Consider the following 13,588-nt stretch of genomic DNA (forward strand, 5'->3'; position numbering starts at 1 on the left):
GTCATCGGCGTCTCGCAAGTTGTTGTGTAGTGGCTTACTGTTCGGGCTTGTCGTTGAAGGCGAGCGCGGTGCCGGGCACGCGCTGGCTCGTGTGTGCCAGTTCGAGCTCCTTCTGCAGCGCGGCCTGCCGGGCTGCATCGGGATGCACGGTATTGCCGGCCTGCAGCGCGGGTAGCAAATAGTCGTTCACCATGCGCCGGTACAGGTCGAGGTACGCCGCGTCACGCAGGCCGCCTTGCGTGGACATGATGCTGTTCATCACGACGACGGCGTTCTGCCTGGGCAGCACAGTGATGAACTGGCCCTTGTAGCCCATGGCGCTGAACTCGCGCTCGCTCTTTACGATGTTGTTGATCCAGCAGTAGAAGCCGTAGTCCGGCGCCGGGCCGGACGGCGTGGTCATGCGCGCGACCCATGAGGCCGGCACGACCTGCTGGCCGTTCCAGCGGCCCTGGTTCAGCATCAGCATGCCGAGCCGCGCCATGTCGATCGAGCGCAGGCGCAGGCCCCAGCCGCCGGACACAGCGCCCTTGCCGTCGGCGCCGTCCCAGCGGTAGTGCTGCATGCCGAGCGGCTTGAACAGGCGCTGTTCGGCGTATTGCTGTTCGGGCAGCCCCGTGACCTGGCTGACGGTGGCGCCGACCAGCACCGGGTTCACGTCGATGTAGTCGAACTCCTTGCCGGGCGCGACACGCACGCTGGCGGACGCCGCGACCTTGAGCCGGTCGGGCACGCCGTAGTACAGCGTGTCGGTGCCTTCCACAAGCTTGTACGACAGGCCACTCGACATCGACATCAGATGGCGCAGCTGGATTGCTTTCTTGTCGGCGAGAGCAGGGGCCAGGTCGGGGCGCGCAGCCGCGAGGCGCTGCGCGGGCGTGTCTTCGGCGCTGAGCTTGCCGTCGCCGACCAGTGTGCCAACCAGCAGTGCGCTGATGAATTTCGTGACGGAGTACAACTCGTGGTTGTAGTCACGCGAGAGGCCGTCGCCGTAGCGCTCGAACACGAGCTTGCCGTCCTTGATGACGAGCAGGCTGCGCACGTCGAGCTTGTCGCGGCGAATCCATTCGGACAGCGCAACGAGTTTCGCTGAATCGACGCCGACCGCTTCAGGCTGCGCACTCGGAATGCCATCGGCCGGGCGAGCGGGCGCCGCCGGAGCGGCGTGGACTTGCAGGGCGCCCAGCGCAAGCACGGCGCCGGCCAGCAGGCGGGAAATGCGGGTCATGGTGTGTCTCCTCCACCGCCGCGTGGACCGTCGGACGGACCGGCGCGGCGGATACAGCGTTGCTGGGGGAAGGTCGTCAGACCGGGATCTTGGTCTCGTAGTCGATGTTGGTCGACGCGAACAGCAGGCCGACGCCGCAGGCGGCGAAGAACATCAGGGCCAGGAAGTAGGAACCCGTGGCTTGCACGATCAGGCCGACGATGATTGGCACGCTGATGCCGGCGATGTTGCCGCCCAGGTTCATCACGCCGCCCAGGAAGCCGATCTTGTTGCGCGTGCCGAGCATCGACGGCACCGACCAGAACAGGCCGCACCAGCGCAGGAAGAACAGGGTGGAGGACAGCAGCGCCACCACGGCCACGGCGTCCGTGACGTAGGCCACCGAGAAGATCGACACAGTGGCGACCACAGCTGCAATGCCGAACAGCGTGCGCATCACCACATTGGGACGGCCGCCGGCTTCTTTCCACTTGTCGGCTATCCAGCCGCCGACGAGTTCGCCGACGAAGCCGCTCATGAAGATCAGGAAGCTCGCGCCGCCCATCGTCTTGAGGTCAAAGCCGCGTGCCTTGCTCAGGTAAGTCGGCATCCAGGTCAGCAGACCGTAGAAGACGGCGTTAAAGCACATCCAGCTGATGGCCATGCACCACACCGAGCGGTACTTGAAGAAGTCGAGCGAACGGCCGGACAGGTTGGTCGGCTCGGCGCTGTGCTCGCGGGCATGCGCTTCCTCGATGTGGTGCGCTTCCAGTTCATTGACGCCGCTGTGTTCGCGCGGCGAATTGCGGATGTACCACCAGGCTACGAAGCCGGCCAGCACGGTGCCGACGCCAGCGACCACGAACGACATGCGCCAGGAGCCGAGTTCGCTGATCAGCCCGGCGATGATGAGCGAGCCGAGCGCCGCGCCCAGCGGTGCGCCGCCGTCAAGCAGCGTGGCGCCGCGACCGCGTTCGTTCTGCGTCATCCAGATGGCGTTGAGCTTGCCGCCGGCCGGGTAGATCGGCGCTTCTGCCGCGCCCAGCCCGAGCCGGGTCAGCAGCAGCGAGGTGGCGTTGGTGCAGACCGCCGCGATCGCCTGGAAGAAGCCCCAGAACACGGTGGCGCAGGCGATCACGATGCGCGGCTTGTACTTGTCGGCCAGCATCCCGCCCGGGATCTGCATGAACGCGTAGGTCCAGAAGAAGGAGCTGAGGATCAGGCCCTGCATGGCGGGGCTGAGGTCGAATTCCTTGGCGATCAGTGGCATGGCCACCGACAGCGAGGCGCGATCGATGTAGTTGATCGCGACGAGCATCAGCATCATCAGGAAGATTTTCCAGCGCACGCTGCTGCGCGTGGCCGTGAGGGTGCCGGCTTGGCTTGTCGTTTGCATGACGGGGTGTCTCCTTGCTCCGTAGGTCCTTCGGTTGAGGCGTTTGTAGTAGGTGTCGCGCAACTGGCCGGAGTATAGGATACGTAATCTGTAATTACAACTCTCGTAAGTCATTGATTTTACGTGTGCACGGTTGCACAATTTCCGGGTGTGATAGCCTTCGAATGGTGCAAATTCCCCATGCTGGTGACGTCCGTGACACAAACGCTTCCGAAAACCGCCCGATTGCGCACGCTGGGCATGTCCGCCGAGATCGCGGCGCGCCTGCGCACGATGATTGAAGAGGGCGAACTGCCGCCCGGCGAACGCATCGACGAGCGGGCCTTCTGCGAGGCGTTCGATGTCTCGAAGACGCCGCTGCGGGAGGCGCTCAAGGTGCTGGTGGCCGAAGGGCTGGTGCTGCATCGGCAGTACATCGGCTACCGTGTCGCGCCACTGGACCTGGACGAACTGCGGGCGACGTTCGAAACGCTGCACGGCCTGGAGGCGACTGCCGGCGAACTGGCCGCGCAGCGGCTGACCGATGCGGGGCGGACCAAGCTCGAGCGCCGGCACCAGGCCATGATCGAGGCGCACGCGGCGGGCCGCCGTACCGACTATTTCCGCATCAATCAGGAAATCCACCAGCTCATCATCGACGGCGCGGCCAATCCGGTGCTGGCCAACGTGTATGCCGCGCTGATGAGCAAGGTGCACCGCGCGCGCGGCGCCGCCAATGCCGATTCGCTGCGCTGGCAGGAGTCGCATGAGGAACATGAGGAAATCATGGCCGCGCTGCGCGAGCCCGGCTGTCCGCGGCTGGCGCAGGTGCTGCGCCGGCATTCCGAGAACACCGCCAAAGAAGTGCTGACCGTGGTCGCGCGCTCGCTCGCAGGCGAGGCCGTCCGCCAAGCCAATCCATCGAAGGGAAAACAATGAAACTGGTAAGAACTGGCCAGCCCGGCGCCGAGCGCCCGGGCCTGATCGACGCGCAGGGCAAGGTACGCGACCTGTCGGGCGTGGTGACCGACATCAATGCGGCGCAGCTCTCGCCGGAAGCGCTCGCGCGCCTGGCGCAGGTGGACGCCGGCAAGTTGCCGGTCGTTGAGGGCGCGCGCTTTGGCGTGCCCTGGACCGGTATCGGCAAGATCATCGCGATTGGCCTGAACTATGCGGACCACGCCGCCGAAGCCGGCATGCCGCTGCCCGCCGAGCCGATCGTCTTCCTGAAGGCCAACAGCTCGCTCAACGGCCCGGACGACGACGTGATGCTGCCGCACGGTTCGCTGAAGTCCGACTGGGAAGTCGAGCTAGGCGTGGTGATCGGCACGACCGCGCGCAATGTCACGCGCGAGGACGCGCTGAGCCACGTGGCGGGCTACTGCGTGGTCAACGATGTGTCGGAGCGCGAGTTCCAGATCGAGCGTGGCGGCACCTGGGACAAGGGCAAGGGCTGCGACACGTTCTGTCCGGTCGGCCCGTGGCTGGTGACGCGCGACGAAGTGCCTGACCCGCAGGCGCTTGGTCTGTGGCTGGAGGTCAATGGCGAGCGCGTACAGAAAGGCAGCACCTCGACCATGGTGTTCGACGTCGCCACGGTGGTCAGCTACGTCAGCCGCTTCATGACGCTGCAACCGGGCGACCTCATCGCCACGGGTACGCCGCCGGGCGTGGGCATGGGCTTCAAGCCGCCGCGCTTCCTGAAGGCCGGCGACACGATGCGGCTCGGCATTGAAGGGCTTGGCGTGCAGACGCAGAAGGTCGTCGCGTACGAGTGATGTGCGCAGGGCGGGCGTACAAGGCGCCCGCCAAGGTTCCCCATCGAAACGCTTTTATACAAACCGTTGGGTTTCCATACAAAGCGTGCCATGAGAGCAACAGTTCCGGTGCTGAAAAGGGCCGGATTACATCGATTTACAGTTATTCGGCTATTGGCCTTTCCGTTTGCGATTTCTGCGTGAAATACTGTTTATAAGGACGGCGCACTGACCGTCCCGCAGTCTCTGCCAGAAGAGCAATGCCATGTCCGAGCACGCCCCCGAGATCGAGTCTTACCTCGGTACCTCTCTGAAGCGCCGCTTCTGCGCGCTGGCCGATACCCTCGACAGCCGCGACCAACTCGAAGCCATCCGGCGCAATATTCACCAGAATCCAGAACTCGCGTTCGACGAAGTCCGCACGTCCGGGCTCGTTGCCAGCCTGCTCGAAGGCTGGGGGTACACCGTCACGCGCGGCGTCGGCGGGACCGGGCTGGTCGGCACGTTGAAGGCGGGGACAGGGGGGCGCAGCGTTGGCATTCGCGCGGACATGGATGCATTGCCCATTCATGAGCGGACCGGCCTGCCATACGCGAGCGTCAACGAAGGGCGCATGCACGCGTGCGGTCACGACGGCCACACCACGATCCTGCTCGGCGCCGCAAAGCAGCTGGCGCGCACGCTTAACTTCAACGGTACCGTACACCTGATCTTCCAGCCGGCCGAGGAAATCGGCGCTGGCGGCGGTGCGGAACGCATGCTGGCCGATGGACTGTTCGATCGCTTTCCGTGCGATGCCATCTTCGGCCTGCATAACCATCCGGGCGTGGAGCAGGGGAATTTCCTGTTCCGCTCGGGACCGTTCATGGCGGCCTGCGACACGGTGACCATTACCATTCGCGGCAAGGGGGGGCATGCGGCGCGCCCGCACCAGTCGGTCGATCCGATTCTCGTTGCCGGCAGCCTGGTGATGGCGCTGCAGTCGGTGGTTTCGCGCTATGTGGATCCGAATGAAACCGCGGTGGTCACCATCGGCACGCTGCACGCGGGCCATGCACCTAATGTGATCCCGGACAGCGCGCGCATGGAGATCAGCGTGCGCTCGTTCAGCCCGGATGTGCGGGCTTCGCTGGAAACGCGCATCCGGCAGATGGCGATCGCGCACGCGGAGGGATATGGCGCCGTGGCGGAAGTGAATTATGTGCATGGCTATCCGGTGCTGATCAACAGCGAACGGGAAACCGAATTCGCGCGTCAGATCGCGGAGGAACTGGTCGGTGCCGACAAGGTAGTTTCGCAAGCGGCCCGGATCACGGGCAGCGAGGATTTCGCGTATTACCTGCAGCAAAGGCCGGGCTGTTTCGTGCGGCTCGGTAATGGTGCCAATCAGCCCCTGCTGCACAACCCGGCGTACGACTTCAATGACGAGAACCTGACGGTAGGTGCGGCCTATTGGACCAGACTGGTGGAGCGCTACCTGGCAAGGTGACCTCGCTGTTTGCGATGCTGCATGCGGCATCATGGCTTTAGCGCCCCAAGATAGCCTCCTTCGGAGGCTACTTCTTCTTTGTCTCGCCAAAGAAGAAGCAAGAAAGGCGACCGCGGAGCCGGCCCAGCGCGAGGCGCCGATCAAGGGGAGAGAAAAGCAAACCGAGCGCTGGCGTACGGCGACGCCCTTTTTTGTTGTGGCCGGTCTTCTTAGCGAAAACTTAACGAAAAAATGCGCTCGGCGGTACGCCGAACTGCCTCTTGAACATCGTCGCAAACGCACTCGGGCTCTCGTATCCGAGATCCAGCGCCACATCCACTACCTTGCTGCCGGCTGCAAGCCTCTCCAGCGCCGCCAGCAACCGCGCCTGCTGTCGCCACTGCCCGAACGTCATCCCGGTTTCCCGCGCAAAGCGGCGCTGGATAGTTTTGGGATCCAGGCCTAAACGCTCACCCCAGTCCGCCAGCGTCAACTGCGTATCAGGTTCTGCGACGATGGCATCGCAGATCTGGCGCAGGCCGCCGTCCGCCGGATGCGGCAAGTGCAGGGGCAGGGTAGGCACCAGCACCACCTCATCCAGCAGCAGCTGCATGAGGCGGCCATCGCGCGAATCGGCTGTGTAGGGCAGCGGGACTTCGATCGCCGCCAGGATCAATTCCCGCAGCAGCGGCGAGATGCCCAGCACCGTGCAGCGCCCCGGCAGGTCGGGCGCGGCATCCGGCCGGACATAGGCGGTGCGCATCTGCACCTGTCCCACCATGCGGATCCAGTGCATCGTGCCGCCGGGCATCCACATGCCGCGCGTGGGCGGGACGATCCACTGTCCTTCGGCGGTGCTGACCACCATCACACCATGCACGGCATGGATCAGCTGAGCGTGCGGATGTTGGTGCCGGGCGGTGACATCGCCGGGCTGGTAGTCCGCCGCCATCGCCGTGACCGGCATGGGGCCACGGTCGAAGTGCACATAGCGTGGCGGATTCGTGTACGTGTCGCCCAGCACCCGGACGTCCGGTGGCGCAGGCTTCCGAGGGCCGGAGGCAGGCATGTCCTTTTCTCCAAGGTTGCATACCTATTCTCGCAGGACAGGCGCGCTTCAGCCAGTTAGCATCGCCTCTCACACCGTCCCGGCGAGCGCCCCCGTGGTTCGTCGTTTTGTCCTGTCGAGACCGCCAATGAGCACTACCATCGACTCCGGTTCCGCCGCTTCCGGCGTTTCCGGCATTTCCGGCATTTCCGGCACTCCCGCCGCCAAGACCGAACACGCCGCCGAGCGTACGGGCTACCGCGTGCTGTACGCGATCAGCTTCGCGCACTTTCTCAACGACATGATCCAGTCGTTGATCCTGGCTATCTACCCGATGCTGAAGGGCGGCTTCAACTTGAGCTTCGTGCAGATCGGCTTTCTGACCATGACTTACCAGGTCACGGCATCGCTGCTGCAGCCGGTGGTGGGCCTGTACACCGACAAGCATCCGAAGCCGCGCTCGCTCGCGATCGGCATGGGCTTCACGCTTGGCGGGCTGCTGCTGCTGTCCGTGGCGCCGACTTATGGCGTGCTGCTGGTCGCGGCCGCGCTGGTCGGCACCGGGTCGTCGATCTTCCATCCGGAATCGTCGCGCGTGGCGCGCATGGCGTCGGGCGGGCGGCACGGGCTGGCGCAGTCGATCTTCCAGGTCGGCGGCAACGGCGGCAGCGCCATGGGGCCGCTGCTGGCCGCCGGCATCGTGCACAAGCAAGCGAGCCTGGCGTGGTTCTCGCTGGCGGCGCTGCTGGCCATTGCGGTGCTGTGGAAGATCGGCGGCTGGTACGCGGAGCAGATCGCGCACCGCGCGCGCAAGGGCAAGGCGGGCGGCGCCGTGGCCAGTCCGGTGCCGACGCGCGTGGTGGTGCGGGCCATGCTGGTGCTGATGGTGCTGGTGTTCTCCAAGTACTTCTACATGGCGAGCCTGACCACCTATTACACCTTCTACCTGATGGAGACGTTCGGCCTGGCACGCCAGTCCGCGCAAATCTATCTGTTCGTATTCTTGTTCGCGGTGGCGGCCGGCACGATCCTGGGCGGCCCGATCGGCGACCGCATCGGCCGCAAGCGTGTGATCTGGGCGTCGATCCTCGGCGTCGCGCCGTTCACGCTGGTGCTGCCGCACGTGGGCCTGTTCTGGACCGGCGTGCTGACCTTCATCATCGGCTTCATCCTGGCCTCGGCGTTTTCGGCGATTCTGGTGTTCGCGCAGGAGCTGATTCCCGGCAAAGTCGGCATGGTGTCGGGCATGTTCTTCGGCTTCGCGTTCGGCATGGGCGGCATCGGCGCCGCGGTGCTGGGCGGGCTCGCCGACACGCATGGCATCCAGACCGTGTACCAGCTGTGCGCGTTCCTGCCGCTGCTGGGCCTGCTGGCGGTGTTCCTGCCAGACCTCGGCGGCAAGCGCAAGGCAGCCTGACGGCGCTAACGCGCGCCAGCGCACAGAGCGCCCTGACGCCCCGCCTTGGCGGGGCGTTTTCACTGACGCCGGCGTCTCCTACACTGGGATGACTATGCCTGCACGCCGGCCATCCTCCACCGAACCGACGCCAGACGCGCAGAGGGCTGCAGCGCCGCCGTCGGCGCTCGCCGCGCTGCGCGCTGACGGGCAAGCCGCCGTGCTCGGGCGCCGCGTATCGGTGATCGCCGCCACGCGCGACGCCGCGCTGGCGCCGCACCTGATGCGCGCGGTCGGTTTCCGCATCGCTGACGACGATGCCTGCGTGACCGTGTTCCTGTGCCGCCCGCAGTCACAGCAAGTGCTGGCCGACATTGCCGCAAACCGGTCGATCGCCGTGGTCTTCAGCGAGCCCACCACGCACCGCACGCTGCAACTCAAAGGCTTCGACGCCAGGGAGACGCCGTTGCAGCCGGGCGACTGCGCGCGCGTCGCCGCCTACCGCGAGGCGCTCGGCGAGGAAATCCACCTGATCGGTCATGAAGCCTCGCTGGCCCACGCGTTCCTCGCTTGTCCGGATGACGATCTCGTCGCCGTTAGCTTCACGCCGACGCACGCGTTTCAGCAGACGCCAGGCGCGCACGCCGGACAGGCGCTGAGCCCGGCCGCCACCTGACCCGGAAGCCGACACGCGCAGCCATGACGGCCCTGCCGCTGACCGCCACCGACATCCGCGATTGCCTCGAAGGCGTGATTCCGGCCGTGATGGCCACCTGCGCGGCGGACGGCACGCCTAACGTCGCCTATCTTTCGCACGTGCAGTTCGTCGACCCGGAGCACGTCGCGCTGTCGTTCCAGTTCTTCAACAAGACGCGCGAAAACGTGCTGGCCAATCCGGTCGGCACCGTGCTGATGATCCATCCGGACACCGCGGCGATGTTCCGCCTGACCGTGCATTACCTACGCACCGAAACCTCTGGCCCGCTGTTCGAACATATGAAGGCAAGGCTGGCCGGCATCGCTTCACATTCGGGCATGGAGAATGTGTTCCGGCTGCAGGGCGCGGATGTGTACCGAGTGTCGGCGATCGAAGCCGTGCCAGGCGGCGGGCGATTGCCCGCACCGTCTGACCAGCCTCGCCGGCAGTTGCTCGGAGCGCTTCGCTGCGTCAGCGAACGGCTGGCAGCGTGCACCGAGACCGACCAGCTTTTCGATGTCACGATGGCCAGTCTGGCGGCAGGCTTCGGCATCGATCACGCGATGCTGCTCATGCATGACGCAAGCGCCGGACGGCTCTACACCGTGGCCAGCCACGGCTATGCGGAATCCGGCGTGGGGTCGGAGATCGCGCTGGGGGAGGGCGTGATCGGCGTGGCCGCGCGCGAACGCACGCCGATCCGCATCATGCACATGACTTCAGACCGCAGCTACAGCCGCGCGATGCGCGACAGCGTGATCGACACGGGCCTGTCGGCACGGCTCGATACCGAGATCCCGCTGCCGGGATTGCCCGCGCCGGGCAGCCAGCTTGCCGTGCCGGTCTGCGTGGGGAACGCGCTGCTTGGTGTGCTGTTTGTCGAAAGCGAGCGGGAACTGCGCTTTACCTACGAGGACGAGGACGCGCTCGTGGTGCTCGCCGCCCAGCTCGGCCAGGCCATGCGCGGTTTGCAGGCCAGCGCCGATGCCGCGGCAGACGAGTCCGCCGGCGCCGAGGCATCGGGCGACGCACCGCCGCCGGCGCCGCAACCTGTACTGGTGCGCTACTTCGAGGCCGACGGCAGCGTTTTCCTCGATGACGACTACCTGATCAAGGGCGTGGCTGGCGCCATCTTCCGCCGACTGGTGTGCGACTACCTGCACGCCGGGCGCGAGGCCTTCACCAACCGCGAACTGCGGCTCGATCCGGCGCTCGGCCTGCCCGATATCAGCGACAACCTCGAAGCGCGGCTTGTGCTGCTGGCGCGCCGCCTGGTGGAGCGCAATGCCAGTGTGCGCATCGAGCGCACCGGGCGCGGCCGCTTTGCGCTGCGCGTGGCGCGGCCGCTGCGGATCGAGCATGTGGAGCGCGGCGGCTGATCAGCCCGCCGCCCAGACGGCTTGAGTGGGGCCGGAGGGCAGGCCCAACGCACGCGTGAGCTTCATCCAGTCCGGCATCGGCAGCAGTGTGCGGCAGACGTCGAGCAGTCCGGTGAAGGCTTCGGCTGGGGCGTTATCACGAATACCGGCCAGCATCAGCGCGCGCTCGGCTGGCGTGACGTTCGGCAGCATCCAGCGCGCGATCACGCCGACGGTCTCCTGCGGCAGCGACGCGACGATGCGGTTTTCGATGTCGAGCAGTTCCATATCGGTATGGCTGGCCCACAGCACGGCGTTGTGCCGGGTTTCCTCGAAATGCATGTGCTCGTAGTTCTCGGCGACGAACAGGGAAAGCTGGCGGTACAGCTCGCGGATGGCATCGGCGCGCGCGGCAGGCACCGCGCCGACACGGTCGGTCAGTGCGCGCAGCGCGCGGATCTCGGCCATATGCGTTTCGTGCTCGTGCGCGATGCGGGTCGTCGAGCCGGGCACGCGCGCTTCCATCGCGGCGTGCACGTAGTCATTTTCCTTGTGCAGGTGCTGCTCGCAGGCCGAGAGCAGGTCCCGTACCTGGCTCAGCGAGCCGCGCAGTTCGGCTTCGTCGTCGGTGTCGGTGCGGCCCACGCGCAGCAGCGTGTCGGCCATGAAAGCGCGCAGCGCCTTGTGGATGCGCACATAAATGTCAAAGCGCGGCGCCTGTTGTGCCTGTTGGTCTTGTTGCGCGAAGCCGTGGGTATTGCCAGTGACTGCCATGATGAACCTGTCTCCTTGTGGGCACCTGCGGTGCCGGGGCGGCCTGCAATCAATCAGTCCGGCGTCCTCAGGCCGATGCGGGCGCCGTGTGAAAGGCAGTCTAGGTAGCAGCGCCCAGGCAGGTTCGTAAAAGTTCGCTCAGGAAATCTTAACTGTTCCTTAAAGCGCGGGTTTGCGCGAATCCACGCGAATGACAGCGGACCACGCGCATGCTGCTGTGCGCATGCGCGCGCATCGGCGATAGATGCGATCAAAATGGCGTATGAGACGCAGCAGGATCGCGAGCCAAATTCAAAGCGACCGAGACGCAGTATGTCGCTGTTTTGCGGCATCATGGCGGGCATGACGTCTGCCGTACCCCCACCTCCTGTTTCTCCGTGCCCCTCAGTTCCGGCCTGCGAGCGCTGTCTGGCGCTGGCGGCCGATCCGCGGCGCCGCGAGCCGCCGTCCTGCCTCGCGCTGCGTAATACCGCACCGGTGGTCAGCCAGAGCTCGTCCGGCGTTCCCTACAGCATGCTCACCTTTTGTTGCCGGGATTGCGGCACGGTCTGGCGCCTGTACGACCGCGCCAACGAACTGTTCGTGTCGTGGGTGCCGGAGCACCCGCTGGTACGCTGAGCGGGAAGCGCTGGGGCCGATCAGCTAACATAGCGCGACGCGGCCGTGCGCCGCGCCCTTCGATCTCCCGCACCCGTCATGGCTTTTCTTTCCCGCATGTCCCTGCTGGCCGCGCTTGGCGCCGTCAGCCTTATGGCGGCAGCCCTGCCTGCCTCCGCCGCCGACAATTACCCCAGCCGCCCGATCCGGCTGATCGTCGCCTATCCCACTGGCGGGATCAGCGACACCGTCGCGCGCGCGCTCGGCGAACGGCTGTCCGCGCAGATGGGAACGTCGGTGGTGGTCGAGAACAAGGCGGGCGCTGGCGGCAGCATCGGCATCGACGCTGTCGCCAAGGCTGCGCCAGACGGCTATACGCTCGGCTTTGCCTCGACCAGCCCACTCACGCTCAATCCGCATGTGGGCCATGTCAACTATGACCCGCAGCGCGACGTGGCCCCCGTCATGAGCGTCATGTATTCGCCGGTGCTGATCGTCGCCACGCAGAGCTTCGCGGGCAAGACCTTCCAGGACCTTGTGGCGCAGGCCAAGGCCAAGCCGGGCTCGGTGCGCTGGGCCACGTCGGGCCTCGGCACGGTCGGGCATGTCGTGCTGGAACAGGTGAAGGCGAAGTCGAAAGCCGAACTGACGCTGATTCCGTACAAGGGCGCCGGCCAGCAGATGAACGACGCGCTCGGCGGCCAGTTCGAGGTGATGAGCACCAATGCCAGCCCCGCGCTCACGCAGCACATGCAGGCCGGTCGCCTGCGCGCGCTCGCCGTGGGCGCGCCCAAGCGCATCGAGAGCATGGCCGGCGTGCCGACACTCGCGGAACTTGGCTATCCCAAGGCGAACCTGACCTCGACCTTCGGCATCTTCGCGCCGGGCAAGACGCCGGTGGCGATCATCAACAAGCTCAATGCCGAACTGAACAAGGCGCTCGCGGAGCCCGACGTGCATGAGCGCCTGCTCAAGGGCGGCGAGGTGCCGACCGGCGGCACGCCCGCCCAGTTTGCCAAGGCGATCCACGAGGAATACGTGGAGAACGCGCGCATCGTCAAGGAAGCCGGCATCAAGGCTGACTGAGTTGTTTCATCGGCACAGGACCGGGGTTTCACAACTGGTCCAGCCGGTTCCCCAGGCCATAGACGGCCGATAGCCGCACGCCGTTGTGCGGCCACAGCGCGAGCTTGGTGCGCACGCGCGACAGGTGGCTGTCCACGGTGCGCGACGCCGCATCGACGTGATAGCGCCAGACTTCGTTGACCATGGTCTGGCGCAGCACCAGCGAGCCCAGGTTGCGGAACAGCAGGACGGCCAGATCGAATTCCTTGGGCGCCAGCGCCACTGCCTTGCCGTGGACCCAGGCGCGCCGGTCAGCCGTGGCAAAGCGGAAAGCACCATGGGCGAGGTCGCAGCCATGCGCGCTGGTCGGGCACGCGCGGCGCAGCAGCGCCATCACGCGGGCGGCCAGTTCGGCCATCCCCACCGGCTTACGCAGATAGGCGTCGGCGCCTTCGGCGAGGCAACTGGCGATTCGCGCTTCCTCATTGGAGTCGCCCAGCAACATTACCGGCAACTCATGGCCGAGTGTTCGTCGCACCCATGAGAGCACGTCCAGCGCCGCAATGCCCGGCGTGTCGCCGTCGAGCAGCAACATGTCGAAAGTGGCGCCCCGGAGAGCCTGGATCAGCGACCGGCCATGGATATAGCGCGTGCACTGGTGCCCACTGAGGCGCAGCGTCTGTTCAATGCCGACGGCCCGGGTCGGGTCGGCCTCCAATACGGCAATTCTCACGTCGTCTCTCCTGGCGCTTCCGGATGCGGGAAGGTCGTCCGGCATGGCAGTCGCCCATGGTAGGGGCCGCTGCCCGGGGCAAGAAGTAAACGATTGTTGAAAGCTGGAATTCG

Annotated in this window: 13 protein-coding genes; 8 read left to right on the forward strand and 5 right to left on the reverse strand. The window is 65.9% G+C overall.

The window, feature by feature from the left end:
• Positions 1-34 precede the first annotated feature (34 nt).
• Together K2O51_RS12705 and K2O51_RS12710 are read right to left on the reverse strand one after the other, a co-directional pair.
• A complete protein-coding gene (locus K2O51_RS12705; RefSeq protein WP_011296237.1) occupies positions 35-1,228 on the reverse strand; it encodes a serine hydrolase domain-containing protein in 1,194 nt (397 codons plus the stop codon).
• Between the two features lie 76 nt (positions 1,229-1,304).
• Positions 1,305-2,603, reverse strand: a complete 1,299-nt coding sequence (locus K2O51_RS12710; RefSeq protein WP_220631196.1) for an MFS transporter — start codon at positions 2,601-2,603, stop codon at positions 1,305-1,307.
• A gap of 180 nt (positions 2,604-2,783) precedes the next feature.
• Between K2O51_RS12710 and K2O51_RS12715 the strand changes: the two genes are divergently transcribed.
• From K2O51_RS12715 to K2O51_RS12725, 3 genes are all read left to right on the forward strand, one after another.
• Positions 2,784-3,521, forward strand: a complete 738-nt coding sequence (locus K2O51_RS12715; protein ID WP_011296239.1) for a GntR family transcriptional regulator — start codon at positions 2,784-2,786, stop codon at positions 3,519-3,521.
• Positions 3,518-4,360 (forward strand): fumarylacetoacetate hydrolase family protein, encoded by an 843-nt coding sequence (locus K2O51_RS12720; protein WP_011296240.1) that lies wholly within the window; start codon positions 3,518-3,520, stop codon positions 4,358-4,360. Before K2O51_RS12715 ends, K2O51_RS12720 begins: the two co-directional genes overlap by 4 nt.
• Before the next feature lie 244 nt (positions 4,361-4,604).
• On the forward strand, positions 4,605-5,828 hold the full coding sequence (locus tag K2O51_RS12725) for a M20 aminoacylase family protein (RefSeq protein WP_220631197.1): 1,224 nt from the start codon (positions 4,605-4,607) through the stop codon (positions 5,826-5,828).
• 220 nt (positions 5,829-6,048) lie between these two features.
• Here the strand turns inward: K2O51_RS12725 and K2O51_RS12730 are convergent, their stop codons facing one another.
• Positions 6,049-6,876 (reverse strand): AraC family transcriptional regulator, encoded by an 828-nt coding sequence (locus K2O51_RS12730; RefSeq protein WP_220631198.1) that lies wholly within the window; start codon positions 6,874-6,876, stop codon positions 6,049-6,051.
• 127 nt (positions 6,877-7,003) lie between these two features.
• On the opposite strand from K2O51_RS12730, the gene K2O51_RS12735 reads away from it, so the two are divergent.
• From K2O51_RS12735 to K2O51_RS12745, 3 genes are all read left to right on the forward strand, one after another.
• Positions 7,004-8,272, forward strand: coding sequence for an MFS transporter (locus K2O51_RS12735; protein WP_245001902.1), 1,269 nt, complete (start codon positions 7,004-7,006; stop codon positions 8,270-8,272).
• Between the two features lie 88 nt (positions 8,273-8,360).
• A complete protein-coding gene (locus tag K2O51_RS12740) occupies positions 8,361-8,927 on the forward strand; it encodes a hypothetical protein (protein WP_245001903.1) in 567 nt (188 codons plus the stop codon).
• Between the two features lie 23 nt (positions 8,928-8,950).
• Positions 8,951-10,327: a GAF domain-containing protein gene (locus K2O51_RS12745; RefSeq protein WP_011296245.1), complete on the forward strand. Its 1,377-nt coding sequence runs from the start codon at positions 8,951-8,953 to the stop codon at positions 10,325-10,327.
• On the opposite strand, the gene K2O51_RS12750 is transcribed toward K2O51_RS12745, so the two are convergent.
• Complete coding sequence (locus K2O51_RS12750; protein WP_011296246.1) at positions 10,328-11,080, reverse strand: hemerythrin domain-containing protein; 753 nt, start codon at positions 11,078-11,080, stop codon at positions 10,328-10,330.
• A gap of 333 nt (positions 11,081-11,413) precedes the next feature.
• Here K2O51_RS12750 and K2O51_RS12755 point away from each other — a divergent pair, with 333 nt between their 5' ends.
• Positions 11,414-11,698 carry a hypothetical protein gene (locus tag K2O51_RS12755; protein ID WP_041679772.1) on the forward strand — a complete coding sequence of 95 codons (285 nt, stop codon included), beginning with the start codon at positions 11,414-11,416 and terminating at the stop codon, positions 11,696-11,698.
• 78 nt (positions 11,699-11,776) lie between these two features.
• Positions 11,777-12,763, forward strand: coding sequence for a Bug family tripartite tricarboxylate transporter substrate binding protein (locus tag K2O51_RS12760; RefSeq protein WP_041679434.1), 987 nt, complete (start codon positions 11,777-11,779; stop codon positions 12,761-12,763).
• Between the two features lie 28 nt (positions 12,764-12,791).
• Here the strand turns inward: K2O51_RS12760 and K2O51_RS12765 are convergent, their stop codons facing one another.
• Positions 12,792-13,475: a response regulator transcription factor gene (locus K2O51_RS12765; protein ID WP_041679435.1), complete on the reverse strand. Its 684-nt coding sequence runs from the start codon at positions 13,473-13,475 to the stop codon at positions 12,792-12,794.
• Positions 13,476-13,588 lie beyond the last annotated feature (113 nt).

The sequence above is a fragment of the Cupriavidus pinatubonensis genome, from assembly GCF_019602855.1.
Classification (GTDB): domain Bacteria; phylum Pseudomonadota; class Gammaproteobacteria; order Burkholderiales; family Burkholderiaceae; genus Cupriavidus; species Cupriavidus pinatubonensis.

Bases quoted from the DNA above. Each gene is read 5' to 3' on its own strand.
- K2O51_RS12705 (WP_011296237.1), bottom strand. From the start codon at position 1,228: ATGACCCGCATTTCCCGCCTGCTGGCCGGCGCCGTGCTTGCGCTGGGC.
- K2O51_RS12710 (WP_220631196.1), bottom strand. From the start codon at position 2,603: ATGCAAACGACAAGCCAAGCCGGCACCCTCACGGCCACGCGCAGCAGC.
- K2O51_RS12715 (WP_011296239.1), top strand. From the start codon at position 2,784: ATGCTGGTGACGTCCGTGACACAAACGCTTCCGAAAACCGCCCGATTG.
- K2O51_RS12720 (WP_011296240.1), top strand. From the start codon at position 3,518: ATGAAACTGGTAAGAACTGGCCAGCCCGGCGCCGAGCGCCCGGGCCTG.
- K2O51_RS12725 (WP_220631197.1), top strand. From the start codon at position 4,605: ATGTCCGAGCACGCCCCCGAGATCGAGTCTTACCTCGGTACCTCTCTG.
- K2O51_RS12730 (WP_220631198.1), bottom strand. From the start codon at position 6,876: ATGCCTGCCTCCGGCCCTCGGAAGCCTGCGCCACCGGACGTCCGGGTG.
- K2O51_RS12735 (WP_245001902.1), top strand. From the start codon at position 7,004: ATGAGCACTACCATCGACTCCGGTTCCGCCGCTTCCGGCGTTTCCGGC.
- K2O51_RS12740 (WP_245001903.1), top strand. From the start codon at position 8,361: ATGACTATGCCTGCACGCCGGCCATCCTCCACCGAACCGACGCCAGAC.
- K2O51_RS12745 (WP_011296245.1), top strand. From the start codon at position 8,951: ATGACGGCCCTGCCGCTGACCGCCACCGACATCCGCGATTGCCTCGAA.
- K2O51_RS12750 (WP_011296246.1), bottom strand. From the start codon at position 11,080: ATGGCAGTCACTGGCAATACCCACGGCTTCGCGCAACAAGACCAACAG.
- K2O51_RS12755 (WP_041679772.1), top strand. From the start codon at position 11,414: ATGGCGGGCATGACGTCTGCCGTACCCCCACCTCCTGTTTCTCCGTGC.
- K2O51_RS12760 (WP_041679434.1), top strand. From the start codon at position 11,777: ATGGCTTTTCTTTCCCGCATGTCCCTGCTGGCCGCGCTTGGCGCCGTC.